Origin of the sequence: Phormidesmis priestleyi ULC007 (assembly GCF_001895925.1) — a bacterium.
Classification (GTDB): domain Bacteria; phylum Cyanobacteriota; class Cyanobacteriia; order Leptolyngbyales; family Leptolyngbyaceae; genus Phormidesmis_A; species Phormidesmis_A priestleyi_A.
In genome coordinates, this window is record NZ_MPPI01000005.1 from 178,505 (window position 1) to 195,852 (window position 17,348).

Genomic DNA, 17,348 nt, shown 5'->3' on the forward strand with positions numbered 1-17,348 from the left:
TGGGGTCTTGTTGTTAATCCAGATTGCTTTCAATAGCAGTAGCTGTCAGTCCATTCACCACGGTTTAGTAGAAGCTACCAGATTTACGATGATGCACCGCAGTCACCCCTTTTTGTTCTAAAACTTTGCCGTTTTCAACGATCGCATAGAGTAACCAATGATCACCGCATTCCATTCGGTTTTGCACGGTGCATTCCAAATAAGCCAGCCCGTCAAGCAACACAGGGCATCCGTTTGCCGCTACCTCGATTTCGATTTCAGCAAATCGATCTTCTCCAGGAGCCGCAGGTTTAACAAAGTGTCGTCTGAGGTTGCGCCCTTCTTTGAGAATGTTGAGGACAAACTGATCGCCCACATGATCAAGAACGCCATCAGCGCGGTCTTTTGCGATCGCCACCGTCACCCCCGGCGGACTGAACGTTGCCTGCGAAACCCAAGAAGTTAACATTCCCTCGGCAGTATCACCCTGTTTGGCAGTGACTACACAGAGAGAGCCAACGACTCTGCCCAATGCCTGCTCAGTCCGATCGCTTTGCCCTGCCGGAGCAACTTGATGCGGAACCCGAACCTTTTTCGCCTTTTTCAAAGCTTGAGCAAATTCGGCACCTGCGGCTTCACACTGTTGCAGCACTTCGTCAGTCGGCGTGAATTTAATGCGAATCGAGTCAAAACCAAACCCATAGCCTGCATCTTGCAGTTTGCTTTCGAGGAGGTCGATCGCTTCCCCACTCCAGCCATAAGAACCGAACACACCCGCAAGTTTTGTCTTAGAAGCCGTTGAGAGAATTAATCCTAGTGCGGTTTGAATTTGCGTGGGTGCGTGTCCGCCCAGGGTTGGCGAACCGATAATGAAACCATCACAGCGCTCGATCGCTGCTACGATTTCAGCCGAGTCAGCAAATTCACAGTTAATCGACTCGATCGCAACATCGGCTTGGGTCAGCCCTTGGGCGATCGCTTGTCCGGCAGTTGCGGTGTTGCCATAGGCAGAAGTGTAGAGAATCGCGACCGAGAGTTCTTGAGTTTTTTGCTGCTCACACCATTGCCGATAGTCAAGATTAAAGCGGCTGAGGCTATAGCGCACTAAAGGGCCATGACCCACGGCATACATTTTGGCAGGAAAGGCGGCTAATTTATCTAAAGCCGCTTCTATCTGCCGAGACTGCGACGCGTGAAGACAATCAAAATAATAGTGCCGATCGTCGTCTAGCTGCTTCCAGTTCTCGTCGAGAATGGGGTCATCACAAATGTGGGCACCAAACAGCTTATCGGTATAGAGAATGCGAGTGGCGGAGTCAAAAGTGCAGAGTCCGTCAACCCAGCGAGGAGTCGGAACAAAGGCAAATCGCAGCTCGTGCCCCTTGCCCAAATCTAAAACTTCTTCACCGCGGACAGCATTGATCCGCAAATCTTGGTCTGGAAAGGCAGCTTTGAGCGCATTAGCGGCGGGTTTTGAGCAGACGATCGTCATTTGCGGTGCCAGCTCGATCAATCGCTTGAGCGTCGTTAGACGATTGGGATTAACGTGCCCCAAAATCACATAATCCAGCTTTTGAAAATACTGATGATCGTGCAGTTCCTTGAGAAAAATATCTGTAAAAGAACTGCCAGGCGGGTCAATCAGTGCCGTTTTTTCGCCCTGAATTAAGTAAGAATTTGCGGTCGTTCCGCGTTGACGAGAGTATTCGATCTCAAATTTGAGCCGATCCCAGGTGCGCGATCGCAACACCCATGTCTCCGCACCAATTTCAGCAACTTGAACGTCTTTGGGTTTGATGTCAGCCATAAGTGTGGAGAGACTTGGGATCGTGGATTAAATGGTGTCTGTTATTTGCAGAGCTAAGGGGCACGGCAGTGCTATGCCCGTACAGCGGATCTGCAAGCTTTAGTAGTGGTTGCCGGCTTTGCGATGGTGAACGGCGGTCAGTGCTTCGGATTTGGCGACTCGCCCCGCGTCGATCGTGCTGTAGACGATCCAGTGATCGCTGCACTCCATGCGGCTGACGACTTCGCACTCGATATAAGCCAGAGAGTCTGCCAATATCGGAGAACCATTGGTTGCAGGATAGGTTTTCACGTCGGCAAAGCGATCGGCACCCGGCGCAAATCGCTTCAAAAAGTGCTTCATCAAAATCTGATAGTTGCCTTCTTCTAAAACGTTGAGAACGAAGCGATCGCCCAGGTGCATAAACGATTCGATGGCGCGATCTTTGGCAACAGCGATCGTGATGCCCAACGGCTCAAAGCTAGCCTGAGACACCCACGAAGCTAACATGGCGCTAGAGATATCGCCCTTTTTGGCGGTGATGATATAGAGTCCGCCACTCAGACGACCCAGCGCTTTATCAAGTTCACCATCGAGAGATTTCATTTGTTTGACGGTGCGATCGCGGGTGAGCCACTGCCCTAAGTCAGTCCCCGCTTCGTCGCAGAGTTGATAAGTCGCCTCGCTGGGAAGTTCTTTAATGTGAATCGGTGGAAAGGCTTCGGTTAAACCGATTTCTTGAAACTGGTTGCGAATGGGGTAGACCGACTCATCATCGCCGCCGCCTGCCTCAAACAAACCCACAGACTGTTTTGCGTTCGTCGCAGCAAAAATGGTACTCAGTCCCGCTTTTGCATTGGCAGCAAAGGTTCCCGATTGAGGCGGCATCCCGATCACTAGACCCGTCGCAATCTCGACTAACTCCCGCACTTCTTGAGGGTCGGCGACACGCAGATCCATCATTTCGACCAAAACGCCCGTCTTGGTGATGCCGTTGGCGATCGCTTGGGCCAGTTGATCACTGTAGCCATACTCGGCTACATAAAATATGCCGACCGTCGTGGCTGCTTTGGCTTGGGTCTGACTCCATTCTTGGTAGCGTCCGACGAGTTCTTGAAGATTGTGACGCAGTAGGGGTCCGTGACCCGTCGCGATTGTGGTGATTTCGGGCAATGCCGCCATGCGTTTGAGGGCAGACAGCACCGATCGGGCGTTGGGGCCCATCAAACAATCGTAGTAATAATGGTAGTCGTACTCGATCAACTCCAGGTCTTCGTCGTAGGTGTGATCGTCGCAGAAATGCATCCCAAACGCGTCGCACGTATAGAGCGTCTGAGTTTTATGGTCGAAGGTAAAAATCGTGTCCGGCCAGTGCAAATTCGGGGCAGAAATAAACTCTAGCTCGTGACCATTGCCTAAATCTAAGCGATCGCCATTCTTGACCACCTGACGCTTAAACGGCCGATGCACCAACTCTTCTAAAAACTGAATCGCCACCTTTGCGCCGACCACTGTAATTTCAGGGTTCAGTTGCAAAACGTCTTTGACTAAACCGCTATGATCCGGCTCTGTATGGCTAATAATTAAGTAGTCGATCGCGGCTGGATCAATGAGTCCTTGCAGAGCATCGAGATAAAGTTGACGAAACTTTTCGTGAGAGGTATCGACGAGTGCGATTTTCTCGCCCCGAATCAGAAAAGAGTTGTAGGTAGTCCCATTCTCTAAAGCAAACTCAATGTCAAAGCGATCGCGATCCCAATCGAGCGATCGTAGAGTTGTCGTGTCAGGTGCGATGTCAACCGTTTGAATGGTGAGCCGCCGTTGAGGACGACCTGATTGGCTAGCGCTTGCGCGATCAATGAGTGCTACCATAACTGCCTCCCTACAACTTTTTGTAAAATTATGTTTCTCTCTGATTCTAATCTTCCCTCAGAAAACCCGGTTTTGTAAAGTTCCGATAAGTAAAGATACCTATCAAGAAACTTTATACCTAGACCTTTCTCTATCAAAGCCATAGTGAAGCCTCGTGACTGAAGATTGGTTAGCGCTGATTGTGGGTAATTCTCGTCTGCACTGGGCTTGGTGGGCAGACAAAACGCTGCACCAAACTTGGGACACGCCTCATTTACAAGCAGAAAAAGTTGGGTTGTTAATTGAGAGTCAGTTCAATTTTAAGGACTATGAAATTCCTCGATCGGCTGTGATGCCCGTTTGGAAGACGTTACCAGACCTCTGGATCTCGTCTGTGGCTGTTGAACAAGCTCAACTTTGGGAGGTTTATCCACGCGTCAGAACGATCACACTCGCTCAGGTTCCGCTTAAAAATACCTATCCCACATTAGGAGTGGATCGCGCTTTAGCAGTTTGGGGCGCGATCGCAACCTACGGCGCTCCCATTTTAGTCATTGATGGGGGCACAGCCCTGACTTTTACGGGGGCAGATGAGTCGCGATCGTTCGTCGGTGGTGCCATTCTACCCGGCTTACAGCTACAGTTTCGGATGCTGGGACAAGCCACTTCTGCGCTGCCAGTGATTGAAACCGGGATGATGACACTGCCCGATCGTTGGGCGATGGATACGATCTCAGCCATGCAAAGCGGCATTCTCTACACGGTTTTATCAGGTGTTCGCAGCTTTGTAGAAGACTGGCAGCAACGGTTTCCCAATAGTGTTGTCGTTTTTACCGGAGGCGATGGAATGCTGCTGCACCGCTATTTTCAGCAGCAATCTCCAGAGTTTGCGAGTCAGATTAGCGTTGATCCAAATTTGCTGTTTTGGGGAATGTGTTCAATTAAAAATCTTTTAGGAGCGTGAATTAACGTGAGTTCGACAAGCTTTTTCGCTTCGTTCTCAGTGGCTTGTGCCCCCTAAATCCCCCATTTTGGGGGCACAAGCCAAAATCTCCGGTTCAAAGTCCCCCAATTTTGGGGGATTCAGGGGGCTTCCTGAATTCATCATCGGAGTGAACTACTTCTACCGAACTGACGTTAATTCACAGTTCTCAATCTAGGGTCGTTTGCCCCTTAAAGTAGTCTTGCAACTGCTGTCGGTGATCGTGAGCCAGCCGACCTTCGGGAATTGAATCTGGGTTAAACGCTTGCACGTCAGAGACTTCTAGGGTGTCTCGAATCTGCATCGTGCCTTGAACATCCGCTTCGACGACCACACAAATCGAGTGAATGCGCGGATCGCGATCGGGCGCTGAATAGATCCCCACGAGACGACGAATTTGAGTCACCTCTAGTCCAGTTTCTTCTGCCAGTTCGCGCCGCACGGCAGTGGCAATGTTTTCGCCCCAATCGACGATGCCGCCTGGTAAGCCCCATAGCCCGTTATCGCGGCGACGGATCAACACAATGCGACCATCTGGCAAGATGGGGATGATGCTAGTGCCTGTGATGGGATGGCGAAAAATGATGCCCAACACAGTTTGAGTAAAGTGCCACAACCGATCCATGAATTAACTAATGACAGCAAAGTAGAGAGGCGAAGTCGAACCGCAGCGAGGTTGGATCTTAGAAGAAATTCTTTCTAAGACTCAAAAATCAGAGCAATTCATCTTTAAGAATACTCAGAGTTTGATCCCAATCAGGCCAAATCGCTCAAAATTTGTGTTGCATGAGCATCTGGCTTAACTTTTTTATAGATAGTCTCGATCGTGCCATCCGCGCTAATCACGAACGTATTGCGACTGATTCCTAAATATTCTTTGCCCATAAATTTCTTTAAGCCATAGCTGTCGTAGGTTTCGGCAACTTTTCCGCCCTCGTCACACAGCAGAGAAAAAGGGAGATCATATTTCGTCACAAACTTTGCATGGGATTTTGCATCATCGGTGCTGATGCCCAACACAACTACATCTTGTGCTTGATAATCCGCGTAAGCGTCTCGAAAGCCACACGCTTCTTTGGTGCATCCCGGTGTGTTGTCACGCGGGTAGAAGAAAAGCACCACGCGCTTACCTTTTAAGTCAGATAGTCGAACCAGACTGTCGTTGGTATCAGACAAACTAAAATCAGGGGCAATATCGCCAATTTGCAGAGCCATAGAAATCCCTTAATTTAACGTGAATTCGATGAAGCTTTTTGCTACGGTTGAAAATCCGGGCTGCCCCCTAAATCCCCCAAAATTGGGGGACTTTGAACCTAAATTCTGGGGGATTTAGGGGGCTGAAGCGCTGAAGAACGCAGCGAAAGAACTCATCGAACTGACGTTAATTTACTCTTCCTTGACTCGTTTCTGCGCGTCTTCTAGCGCTTTTTGCACTTGCTCAAATCCGGTGCCGCCATAGCTATTTCTGGCAGACACCACTTGTTCGGGTGCGATCGCGTCATACACATCGGCTTCAAAGGCAGGATGCAGATCTTTCCACTCGTCTAGGGTCAAGTCTTTAAGCAGTTTGTTTGCCGCCAAAGAGGTTTTGACGACCTTTCCTACCAGACCATAAGCTTCGCGAAACGGAACGCCCTTTTTAGCTAGATAATCTGCTACATCTGTGGCGTTAGAAAAGTCTTCGTTCACCGCTTCAGTCAATCGCGCCGTCTGAAACTCTAGCCCTTCACTTAGCAGAATCGTCATCGCTTCTAGACAAACTTTGACGGTTTTGACTCCATCAAATAGCGCCTCTTTGTCTTCTTGCAAATCTTTGTTGTAGGCCAGAGGCAGCCCTTTCATTAAGACTAGCATTGCCTGAAGGTGTCCAAAAACTCTGCCAGTTTTGCCGCGCACCAGTTCGGGCACATCAGGATTCTTCTTTTGCGGCATAATGCTCGAACCCGTTGCACAGCTATCTTTAAGGCTGACAAAGCTAAACTCTTGCGATGCCCAAAGAATCACCTCTTCAGACAAGCGGCTGAGATGCACCATGATCAGACTCGCTGCACAGAGAAACTCGATCGCAAAGTCTCGATCGCTCACGCCATCCAAACTATTGGCATAGACTCCACCAAAATTTAGCCGTTCGGCAGCAAAGTGGCGATCGATCGGAAAGGTCGTTCCTGCAAGTGCGCCAGAGCCTAAAGGAGAAATATTTACGCGTTGACAAATTTCACCTAAGCGCTGCCAGTCTCGCTGTGTCATCTCAAAATAAGCCAGAAGATGGTGCGCCAAGCTAATCGGCTGCGCTCGCTGCAAGTGGGTATAGCCAGGAATCAGCGTTCTCACGTGCTGACTTGCCAGACTCAGCAAAACTTCTTGAAATTGACGAATCTGCTGACGAATCTGCTGGATCTGATCTCGCAAATAGAGGCGAGTATCGGTGCCTACTTGGTCATTGCGCGATCGCGCCGTGTGCAGTTTTTTGCCCACATCGCCGACTAGCTCAGTCAATCGTCGCTCGACTGCAAAATGCACATCTTCTGCATCGGTGCCCGGCGTGAAGTTGCCCTGACGATATTCTTGACGAATTTGCTCAAGTCCGCGCACCAGTTCCGCGCCTTCGTCAGCCGAAATAATGCCCGTTTTAGCCAGCATTTCGGCGTGCGCCTGAGAGCCAGTCAGGTCATATTCGATCAGTTGAATATCAAAGTGGATGCTGGCGTTAAAGTCGGCGATCGCAGGGTGCAACGTCGATTCAAATCGCTGGCTCCAAGTTTGGGTCGAGGGCTGATTGGCTTGAGTCAAAAGAAATCCTCTCTAGGCTGCGACGATAGACACTCGACTATACCAGAGGAGCCGAAACGGATTCTAGCGGGTTAGTGGGTTTGTGTCAGCGATCGATGAGGAACGAGCCATCAGCCATAAGTGGTCAACGCTCTCGCCATGTAGCCTAAAATCAGCCCGACTAGAAATGCCCAAACTTGACCCGTTTTAACAAAATGACTCCAAGCTCTGCCGACATCGCCTCCGATGTCGGTTTCTTTAAATTGCTGGCCAAGAACGACCCAATCGTGCGGTAACTGCCAGTGCATTTGCAGCAGGTCGCTCCAGTGAGTCATGCCCAGCAGCCAGGTGGTCATCTCGTGCATTATGTGAATCATTTCTGTCGTCTCCTCAAACCGGATGGTGATTGCTGCGGTATTTCACGTCCAAGAGCTTTCTTGTACCACAGAATTGAGCAGACGACATGTTTAGCGAACGCTAATGTTAGAAGCAGCAGCGATCGCTAATGTTAGAAGCGGCAGCCGACGCTAATTTAGAAGCGGCATCACAGAGTTGGCAATGATGGCAGCTTGGGTACGATCGCGCAAGTTCAGTCGTCCTAAAATGCTGGCGACGTGATTTTTGACCGTTCCTTCAGAGATTTCGAGCGATCGAGAAATTTCTCGGTTGCTGGAACCCGCGGCAATCAGTCTTAAAACTTGCCGTTCTCTGGTCGTGAGTTTGGTAAACCCAGGTGGCATGGGATGCGATCGCCGAGATGAACTGAATGCCACTACGTTTGAGGTGCTGTTGTTGATATCAGGAATTGGCAGTGACGCAGATTCGCCAAACATGCCGCCTAATATTTTGGGCAAAATTCCGGGGCTAAGTTGGGTATAGCCTTTGTGAACAGAGCGCACCGCGTTAACTAATTCATCGGGGCACAAATCTTTAAGAAGATAGCCCTTTGCGCCGACTTTGAAGGCAGTAGTCACCGACTCTTGATCGTCTAAATCGGTCAAAATTAAAACTTGACTCTCAGGAAATCGCTGACAAATTGTCTCAGTGGCGGCAATTCCGTCAGGTTTGGCACAGCATGGATCAATCAAAACAATGTCTGGGTGTAGCTTTTCCACCTGGTGAATAGCGCTTTGTCCTGTATCTGCGTCTCCTACCACTTGCAAATCTTGCTCCTGATTAATCAAAGCCTTTAAGCCTTCACGAATCAGATTTTGGTCGTCAACGAGTAATACACGAATCATGGCAGATAGCTCCGATCGGGTTTAGCCACGGGTAGTCTTAAACGGGAAGCCGCTCAAGCCTTGTGTCAAGGAACAACCCTTCCCAACGACGACATTTCATCAGTTTTGTTCCCGGTCTGATTAGTTTTGTTCCCAGATAGTTAGCGATCGATAAGTTTTTTTAGAGCCGAGAAGGTCTCGAAGGTTATATAGTTTCGCACTCTGACTTGAAATAAAAATTCTCCTGCCGTTTAATTGCACTGCGCCAGAGTAGGGTTGCCCCAAGCTTGAAGAATCACCTCTTCTAGACGAGATTTTTCAAAACGAGCGATACTGAACAAATCTTCTGACTGGTTTGCAAACTTTTCGGTGGGTGTTCCAAATGCAATTGCTGCTAAATAGTTGGCTTTTGCAACGACTTTCTTGGCTCTCAAATCATACTTACCATAGGGATAAGTAAAGTAATTAACAGGGCGATCTAATTTAGACTCCAGGATTTTCTTGGATTCCACAACTTCTTGATAAAGCTTTTGATCTGATATTTTGGTTAGCGCAGGATGAGTTTTGCTGTGGGAAGAAATGGTAATCAGTGAATCATTTGCCATTGTTTTGAGTTGTTGCCAACTCAGATGAGTCCGACCTGCATTCACGCCTACCCAGCTTGTGTGAATAGAAAAAACAGCCGGATAACCATATTCTTTCAATAGTGGATAGGCGTATTGATAATGCCCACCGTAGCCATCATCGAAAGTCAATAAGATTGGTTTTTCGGGTAATGGGCTTCCGGTTCGTAAGTGAGCAATCAACTGATTGAGACTAATCGGAGTCACCTGACTCGATTTAATCAGTTCAAAGTGCTTCCTTAATTCTTGGGGTGTTAAATCATAAATTATCTTCTTTTCCTGCAAAATATCGTGATACATCATCACAGGAACTCTAGCTTTTAAGGAAGCTGGGTGTAGGGTTGGTAAAGGTGCAGTGGGTAGAGATAAAACTTTGTCACTGGCCGTTGTTCTAAATAATATCTTTGAACTATTCAACCTTTGATTGCTGACAAGTTTCAGTTCGCGACTTATATTTTTATGCTGACTACAGACTCCTTGATTAGTGGGCTGCTGTGTCATCAGTTTGAAACTAGAAGCGGACTGAGCAACGCCTGACAAAGTTATCATCCATAGAGCAGTAACCAAAAGCAGCGTGAAAAAGCGTTTCATCGTTTTGTATCTTATGTCTATTGATCAGAGATACAAGGCAAATGGGATGTTTACCGCAAAATCTCGATCGCTTCTAGCCAAAGTATCTAAAAATATCAGCCCAAAATTCGCCTTCAACTTCACTCAATAGGTGCGATCGAAGCTGGAATTTCTAAACCTTTTAATCGGATGATTTGGGAATTCTATTTTCTGGTGATTCTTTTTGCTGTATTCTGACTGAGTTATGGTTTAATTACCAATTTAGACGGGTTATCACTTTATGACGCGAAACTCTAATGACTTATCTGCGACCGAAAAAGTTAAGGTTGCTTTAGATTGCTTACATCGTGAATTATCGGGTGATGCGAACGCGAGTAAGACGGTCGCTCAGAAATATGACCTTTCAACTCGCAGTGTGACGACTCTGAAGAATCAAGCCTTAGAAATCCTGCAAAAGGGCTTTAATCCATCTACACCCGTTTCTTCAGCGATCGCAGCCTCGATCAATGATAAGGCTCTAGATCAGGCTTTGAACTTGCTTCTCAACACTTCGACGACGAGAGACGTTCACACAGAGGAGCCAGAATCAGAACGAGAAGATGCGGACGGAATCACGATCGACGAGGTATTTGCGGCAATTGTGGATTACAACAAATCAAAGAAAGAGCCGCCGCTTTACATTTCACAGGGCATTCTCCAGAAGATTAGCGGTCAATCTGTGGCAGAAGTAAAGTTGTGGTTTGCGAAGCATGAGCAGGAAGTCAATCAGCACAACGAAAAATATGAACTCACTCCCATTACCAACCGAAGGCTTAAGCGCGGTTTTGATTACAAGGCGGAGCTGGGTTTAGAAGAAGAGGAATAATCATCTTTCTCTTTTTTTCATCGGCTCTGAAGTCATGAGCAAGCGTACTTGGTTCGGTGTACTTAGTTGCTAAGATCAGTGTCAAGGTTGATGTTTCTTCGGTCTTTAGACTAGTTTCAGAACCGAACCAGAACATCTATTTGTGATTTAGTGGGTTTGAAATCTGAGTAGAATAATAACGGGAATGCGATCGCCTGCTCTTGTAGCATAGATCAGCGATCGTTGTATGGAGTCATCAGCGATCGCACCTCATTTGATAAAACCATCTCAATTGAGCCGTCTACTCTACTCATAAAGAGGTTCCAAATGCCCCAAATTTTGATGCTGGGTTCCACTGGTCAAGATGTCATTTTGCTTCAAACTACACTCAACGATCGTCCTCCAACCGCTCTACCTTTACTGCTCGTCGATGGTTCCTTCGGTTCCGTCACATTACAACGAGTCAAAGAATTTCAAAGCAACAACGGATTATTTGTTGATGGCCTTGTCGGCCCCATCACTTGGGGTAAGCTGCTGGGCGATGAGCCGATGCAGAGGGAAACGTTCTATCTCAAGGGACGGTATCTTTATGATTCAAGCGGGCAAAAGACCATCCTGCGAGGGATTAACCTAGCCCTGCTGGATGACTGGGATTTTCCTCAAGGCGATAAACTGGCGGAACTGGAAAAAACGGCAGCCAATGCCGTCAGAATCCAATGGTATAAGGATTATGGTCAACCCGATCGCCCTGCCTATTCGCTGCAAGACTTGGATAAGTTTCTCGCAAGCTGCAAAGCCAACCAAATCATTCCAATATTGGGTTTGTGGGATCTCACCTGTAACCCCGATGCCACGCTGCTAAACACCCAGTTGATTCCTTGGTGGACTTCTGAGCCTGTCTTGGCTGTGTTGAAGAAACATCAGCAGTATCTAATCGTTAATCTTGTCAACGAGTTGGGGTTCTATCGCTGGGCGGACAATTCTGCGGCAGCACTGGCGACATTCAAAACCGAGTACAAGAGCGCAATTACCAGCATCCGTCAGCACTTGCACGTCCCGCTTATGATTGATGCGCCTGATTGTGGAACCTCGATCGAGGTGTTCACCACGATCGGTCAAGAGCTAATCGATCACGACCCTGACCACAATCTTTTGTTCAGTGGTCACGCCTACTGGGCTGCTTATGATGGACTGCCTCATGTCGAAGCTATCATCAATGCAAATCTGCCGATCGTGTTCGGTGAAGTTGCCAACAAGCAAGACGAAGACAGCGATGGGCAAACCCAATACTGTTACTACGACCTAGATGGCAACAATGAAAACCATGCACCCCAGACCGATTTTACGTATCAAGCCTTGTTGCAGACGCTAAATGAGCAAGAAATTGGCTGGTTCGCTTGGGGTTGGTGGAAAGACGGTTGTTCAAGTCGGCAGATGTCCCAAGACGGAAATTTTTCTGGTCTTACACCCTACGGAAATGATCTGGTTAACAACCCTGACTACGGCTTGAAGGTGACTGCCCAGCGATCGACTGCTTTTGGGCTGTAGGAGCACTTTTATTGGCTGCCATCACAAAGCTGTCGATCGGATGGGTCTAGCCTAGCATTGTGCTGGAGATAATCATGTAACCAGTTGCAACCCCGATCGATTAGCTGCTCAAACTCTAGCGTTTCGGCACTCCAGATCTCAACTTGGGCATCATCACTGACAGAAACAAGAGTTTTGCCATCTGGACTAAAGCTAATATTCCAGAAAGGATAACCGTGTCCCTCGATCGTTTGGAGTTCTTGCCCTGATCTGACACCCCAGAGCCGAATTGAGCCATCCTCGCTGGCAGAGGCAAGAGTTTGACTGTCGGGGCTGAAGCTGAGTCCTGTCATCCCAGAAGAATGCCCTTTGAGCGTTTTCAACGCTTGACCGTCGAGCGTCCAGAGTTTAATTGTTTTGTCACGACTTGCGGAGGCAAGGGTTTTGCCGTCGGGGCTAAACCGAACACGGGTAATGTAGCTGTTATGCCCCTGGACTGTTTTGAGGAGTTGTCCCTGAAGGACGTTCCAGAGTTTGAGGGTGCCATCGTTATGACCAGAGGCAAGGAGTTTGCCATCTGGGCTGAAACTCACGCTCCAAACTTTACCCGCATTGCCTCTGAGCGTTCTCAGTTCTCGATCGTCGGTCTGCCAAAGCTTGACAGTGCCATCGTAACTAGCAGTGGCGATTAGCGCTCCGCGCAACTCCGCAGGAACCGTTTGACCATCGGGACTAAAACTCACCTCACTGACTTGATTGCTGTGACCATGGAATGTTTTCAGGAGTTGCCCCTTAAGGTTCCAAAGTTTGAGGGTTTTGTCATAACTGGCAGCGGCGATCGTCTTGCCATCTGGACTGAAGCTGAGACTGTTGATGCGATTCCACTCACCGCTCTTGGCGCTAATGGTTGCCAGCGCTTGACCCTCCCGACTCCAGAGCCGAATCGTCTGATCGTCTCCGGCAGTGGCAATGATTTTGCCATTGGGACTCACGCTCACACTGTATAGAGAATCAGTATGTCCGATTAAGGTTTGATGGTTTTGATTGTTCAGACTCCACAATCTCACAGTATCATCCCCTCCGGCAGTGGCGATTAGCGCTCCGCGCAACTCCGCAGGAACCGTTTGACCACCGGGGCTAAAACTGATGCCAAAAATTGCATTACGATGCCCTTTGAACGTTTTGAGCACTCGTCCCTCCAGACTCCATAACTTCGCAGTCGCGTCGGCACTGACTGAAGCGATCGTTTGACCATCGGGGCTAAAACGCACCCCAATGACGGCATTCTCATGTTTGCCGAGCGTTCTAATCGCTTTTCCCTCTAAGTTCCACAGTTTTACTTGGGTGTCTCCGCCTGCCGTAGCGATCGACTGACCATCTGGGCTAAAACTAACTCCAAAAATCGATTGTGGACTTGCCCGGAAGCTTTTGAGTTCTTGTCCATCCATGCGCCAAAGTTTGACTATTCCCCCTTGATCTGCTGCAACGATGGTGTGACCATCTGGGCTGCAACTGAGGCTCCAAACTGAGTGCTGATGCCCTGTCAGCGTTTTGAGTGTTCGTCCATCCATACTCCAAAGTTTGACAGTATGGTTTGCACCCGAAGCCGCAATCACCTGACCGTTTGGACTGAAACAAAGATCGCTCATAAAATTTTCTTCATCGGCTTGACCGGGCAAGGTCAGGAGTTCCCGACCGTCCACACTCCACAGTTTGAGGGTGTTGTCTGCACTGACGGCTGCAATTCTCTGACCATCCGGGCTAAAACGCACACTTCTAAATGCCTGATTCTGTCCCGACAGCCGTTGGAGTTCTCGTCCATCGACACTCCACAGCCTGACTGTATTGTCCTCACTGGCAGTGACCAGGGTCTTGCCATCTGGACTAAAACTCACACTTCTAACCTGACCATTGTGTCCTTCCAGTCGGTTATGTTCGTTAACTTGAAAGAGCGATCGCTGCAATGCCAACTGAACAGACGATCGGGTGGAAGCATCTGCCCAAGGAGCAGCTTTCAACCGAATGGCGGCTTTGAGGGCAGCTAGTAAGGCATCTAGTTCTTGATTGGCATTCAATGCAGCCGTTGAGGAGAGGCTGAGGGATTTGATTCTCTCTAGTTGCGCCTCCTGGATCATTCTTCCAGCCCATATTCCTGCTGCGATCGCCATCATCAGAGAAAGCGCGAGAATTATTCCCCCAATCCGAATCCGTCGTTTTGCCTTATGGTTTGACTGTGCCAGAGTTTGATTGGCTTCTGCCAAAACCAGGTTAGCTTCTGCCAAAATCCCGGAGGCTTCTGCTTCGGCATCAAACTGCTGTTGCAGAGCGCGTTGTTCCAATTCTCGACTTGCCTCTAGAAAGCGATAGTCCTGGTCACTAATGCTTTTATCTGCTGCCCACTGTTGTGCTCTCTGTAACGTCTGTCCGCGCAACAACCAGGATGTTTCTTGACTGTTTGATCTGATCCAACCGGACAAAGCAACAGCATAAAAATCAGGTCGGAGCGCTTTGAATTCTTGCTCGACCCATGCCTGTCCAAAAACAGCAGCATAAATGCGGTTATAAACCCGGAGTTTGCCCTGTTGCTTGACCGCTAATCCCGACAGTTGCAACTCCATTTGTTCAGGGCTGTCATCAAGGGTGATGGCTTCACCTTGCAAAATCTGCTGATATAAACCGAGTAACCGACCTCTCCGCTGTCCGCTGCCTCGAATGCGATCGCGGATTGTTCTCAGGTGAGGCGGAACATCTTGGGTTTCCCAATTCTCAATCACTCTAGTTTGTACAATCTGCCTAATCAAGGGGTCAGGTAGTATGGAGAAGAGAGCCGTAGGGGAATGGGTCGTCTCCTCTACCACCAAGCGACACACTTTCTGGGTCAAAAAGGGTTGTCCACCTGTCCAGGCTAGGATCGCCTGTAACACTGCTTCCGGGTTGTCTACCTTGCCGATCAAGCCTTGCGTTAAGGGGATTTGAGCTTCTGCAAAGGTAAACCCGGTTAAATCGATCGATCGACCAATATTAAAGGGTGTCCTTTGTTTATCTGTAATCAAGTCTGAGGGAGTGGCAACCCCTAACAAACAAAACGTGAGGCGATTGTAGATTGGACGATCGATCCGTTGTTCATAACAAGTCCGAATCAAGGCAAACAGATCATCAGTGGAAAAATCTAAACTTCTAACATTGTCAATTTCTTCTAAAAAAATACAAATTTTAGACTGAAGCAATTTGGTCAGTAGAATATCTTCTATAAACAGACTCAATTGTTGTAGTGCCGATAATTCTGCCTGTTGACTCCGCCAGGGTTTGAGGTCAAACTCATCGGCTAGATCAAAAACTCTGACCAACTCCACCACCAGCCCCTTATACCATTGGTCAGCAGTGACTTGTCGAGAACCCAATTTTGTGATGTCAACCGTAGCACAGGCAATGTTTTTTGTCTCTAGCGATCGCATCGTTTGTGCCCTCAAGCTAGACTTGCCCATCTGTCGAGAATTGAACACATAGCAGAATTCACCTGCCTCTAACCCTGCCAACAATACTTGGTCTGCCTGTCGCGTGACATAGCAAGGTGCATTGGGCGGGAGGCTACCGCCAACTTTATATTCGTAATCCTCGTGGTCTTCAGGGTGGATGACAGTCATGATGTTGCCTGCGTTAACGATCGTGTCACCTAGATCAGATTGTCGCTGAAATATTGACGATATAGCTCACAGCTCGGTGAAATCTGATTGCCATTGAGATGGACGAGTCCCATACTGTCTAACTGATAGACAGGCACTGAGTCTAAGCGCACAGAATCTGGGGCAGTCACCACTTGTTTCAAGGCGGATGCTAACTCTGGCTGCTGTTTTAAATGCCCTAAGTAACCCCGCAAATGGTCACTATAAATCCCGGCATGGGTTGGTGCATCTTGCAACAGTTGTGCCAGGGTGACTAATTGACGAGAAAGGTAGTAGAGGGCGAGTCGAATCAGATAGGGATGCCCACCGACCATCGCGGTTAATTGTCGGGTTTCTGCTGGAGTCCACAGCAGCCCATGTAATTGAGCTAATGTTTCAACTTGGGTTGAATTGAACGGCGACAACCGCAATGGGAAGCCAACATTAAAGGGAGATTGATGAATATTTAACGAGAGGTATGCTTCTGTTGAGTGAGCCACAACCAGCCGCAGCCGTTGCCAAGGTTGCTGAATCATCGCTTCCTCGTGCCATTCTCGCAGCAACGCCAGAAAATCTTCGGCAATATCGGGGTAATTAAACACCGTGTCGATCTCGTCTAATCCTAATACCAGGTTGGTTTCTATTTGTGCCAACAGATAGGACTGGAAGTAGCCTGTGCAGCTTACCTTGCTGCCAATCTCTTCATCCCAATAGTCATTGAGTCTCGGCTCCAGGTTAAGTTCTCGGCTCACATTGGCGCACAGCCATCGTAAAAACTTGTCCAGGTGTGTAAAAACTGTTTTCTCAGCGTTGCGTAGATTGATTCGCACAGTACGATCGCCCCGTTGAGCCGCATGAGCCAAAATTCTGTTGAGTAGCGATGTTTTTCCCATGCGTCTCGGCGCTCTAATTCGGATCAGGGCACCGGGCTTAACAATCTCCTTGTAGCAGTCTGATTCAATGGCAGGACGTTCTACATAAAACAGAGAGTTCAGCGCTACGGAGCCTTCTGGAAATTCTAGGGTCGTTGCGATCGGGGCGGTTGACGTTGCAGAGTCGGCGATCGGAATGGTTTGCTTTTGCCATTCTCGCTTCAGTGCTTGCCGGAAGCTCTTCTTCGTGACTTCTTCTCCAAGTGCTGCCGAAAGTTTCTTCCACAGCCGATAGCCGACATCTTTGTTGATGTAGCTAACACTCATCATCAATTGTTTGGCAATATCATCGTAACTTTTGCCTTCCCATGCACCTTGCAGTACCTCTATTTCAATGTCGCTGAGATGCTTCCCAGTATCTTTGAATACCAGTGCATTGACCAGATTTTGAGTTTGCTCCCAAGACAGTTCTGGTTCAGCGTTCATGGCTTAGAGCAACAAGAGGAATACCCTTGGTTATATCAAGGATTCATTGATGAGGCAATTGGGTAACTTCACCTGACTTTTCCAGACTTTTCGCTTCAAAAGCGATTTTTGCTCCTGACTTTTTCAATTTGCGAGCCAACTTTTTCTAATTTCTTAGTAGTCACTTCCAGAATTTTC

13 protein-coding genes are annotated in these 17,348 nt (G+C 48.4%); 3 read left to right on the forward strand and 10 right to left on the reverse strand.

All coding sequences use genetic code 11. The annotated features are described in order from the left end of the window. Window positions 1-64: 64 nt before the first annotated feature. Window positions 65-1,786, reverse strand: a complete 1,722-nt coding sequence (locus BRW63_RS06790) for a diflavin flavoprotein (protein ID WP_073070151.1) — start codon at window positions 1,784-1,786, stop codon at window positions 65-67. Between the two features lie 99 nt (window positions 1,787-1,885). Then, window positions 1,886-3,637 carry a diflavin flavoprotein gene (locus BRW63_RS06795; RefSeq protein WP_073070152.1) on the reverse strand — a complete coding sequence of 584 codons (1,752 nt, stop codon included), beginning with the start codon at window positions 3,635-3,637 and terminating at the stop codon, window positions 1,886-1,888. A gap of 154 nt (window positions 3,638-3,791) precedes the next feature. Between BRW63_RS06795 and BRW63_RS06800 the strand changes: the two genes are divergently transcribed. Next, window positions 3,792-4,580 (forward strand): pantothenate kinase, encoded by a 789-nt coding sequence (locus tag BRW63_RS06800; RefSeq protein ID WP_073070153.1) that lies wholly within the window; start codon window positions 3,792-3,794, stop codon window positions 4,578-4,580. Window positions 4,581-4,767: 187 nt separating this feature from the next. Here BRW63_RS06800 and BRW63_RS06805 read toward each other — a convergent pair whose 3' ends face one another. From BRW63_RS06805 to BRW63_RS06830, 6 genes are all read right to left on the reverse strand, one after another. Continuing rightward, on the reverse strand, window positions 4,768-5,223 hold the full coding sequence (locus BRW63_RS06805) for an NUDIX hydrolase (RefSeq protein WP_073070154.1): 456 nt from the start codon (window positions 5,221-5,223) through the stop codon (window positions 4,768-4,770). Between the two features lie 131 nt (window positions 5,224-5,354). Then, window positions 5,355-5,813 (reverse strand): thioredoxin-dependent thiol peroxidase, encoded by a 459-nt coding sequence (gene bcp, locus BRW63_RS06810; RefSeq protein WP_073070155.1) that lies wholly within the window; start codon window positions 5,811-5,813, stop codon window positions 5,355-5,357. 171 nt (window positions 5,814-5,984) lie between these two features. Further along, on the reverse strand, window positions 5,985-7,388 hold the full coding sequence (gene argH, locus BRW63_RS06815) for an argininosuccinate lyase (RefSeq protein ID WP_073070156.1): 1,404 nt from the start codon (window positions 7,386-7,388) through the stop codon (window positions 5,985-5,987). 110 nt (window positions 7,389-7,498) lie between these two features. Then, complete coding sequence (locus BRW63_RS06820) at window positions 7,499-7,744, reverse strand: hypothetical protein (RefSeq protein WP_219898412.1); 246 nt, start codon at window positions 7,742-7,744, stop codon at window positions 7,499-7,501. Window positions 7,745-7,894: 150 nt separating this feature from the next. Then, the gene (locus BRW63_RS06825) at window positions 7,895-8,608 is read right to left on the reverse strand and encodes a response regulator (RefSeq protein ID WP_073070157.1); all 714 of its coding nucleotides are present in this window, start codon (window positions 8,606-8,608) and stop codon (window positions 7,895-7,897) included. A gap of 230 nt (window positions 8,609-8,838) precedes the next feature. Then, window positions 8,839-9,513, reverse strand: coding sequence for a polysaccharide deacetylase family protein (locus BRW63_RS06830; RefSeq protein ID WP_181314356.1), 675 nt, complete (start codon window positions 9,511-9,513; stop codon window positions 8,839-8,841). A gap of 547 nt (window positions 9,514-10,060) precedes the next feature. Between BRW63_RS06830 and BRW63_RS06835 the strand changes: the two genes are divergently transcribed. Both BRW63_RS06835 and BRW63_RS06840 read left to right on the forward strand, forming a co-directional pair. Beyond that, window positions 10,061-10,645 carry a hypothetical protein gene (locus BRW63_RS06835; protein ID WP_073070159.1) on the forward strand — a complete coding sequence of 195 codons (585 nt, stop codon included), beginning with the start codon at window positions 10,061-10,063 and terminating at the stop codon, window positions 10,643-10,645. Window positions 10,646-10,951: 306 nt separating this feature from the next. Then, window positions 10,952-12,172, forward strand: a complete 1,221-nt coding sequence (locus BRW63_RS06840) for a peptidoglycan-binding protein (RefSeq protein ID WP_219898414.1) — start codon at window positions 10,952-10,954, stop codon at window positions 12,170-12,172. A gap of 8 nt (window positions 12,173-12,180) precedes the next feature. On the opposite strand, the gene BRW63_RS06845 is transcribed toward BRW63_RS06840, so the two are convergent. After that, complete coding sequence (locus BRW63_RS06845) at window positions 12,181-15,795, reverse strand: WD40 domain-containing protein (protein ID WP_073070160.1); 3,615 nt, start codon at window positions 15,793-15,795, stop codon at window positions 12,181-12,183. Window positions 15,796-15,824: 29 nt separating this feature from the next. Further along, window positions 15,825-17,171 carry an AAA-like domain-containing protein gene (locus BRW63_RS06850; RefSeq protein WP_073070161.1) on the reverse strand — a complete coding sequence of 449 codons (1,347 nt, stop codon included), beginning with the start codon at window positions 17,169-17,171 and terminating at the stop codon, window positions 15,825-15,827. Window positions 17,172-17,348 lie beyond the last annotated feature (177 nt).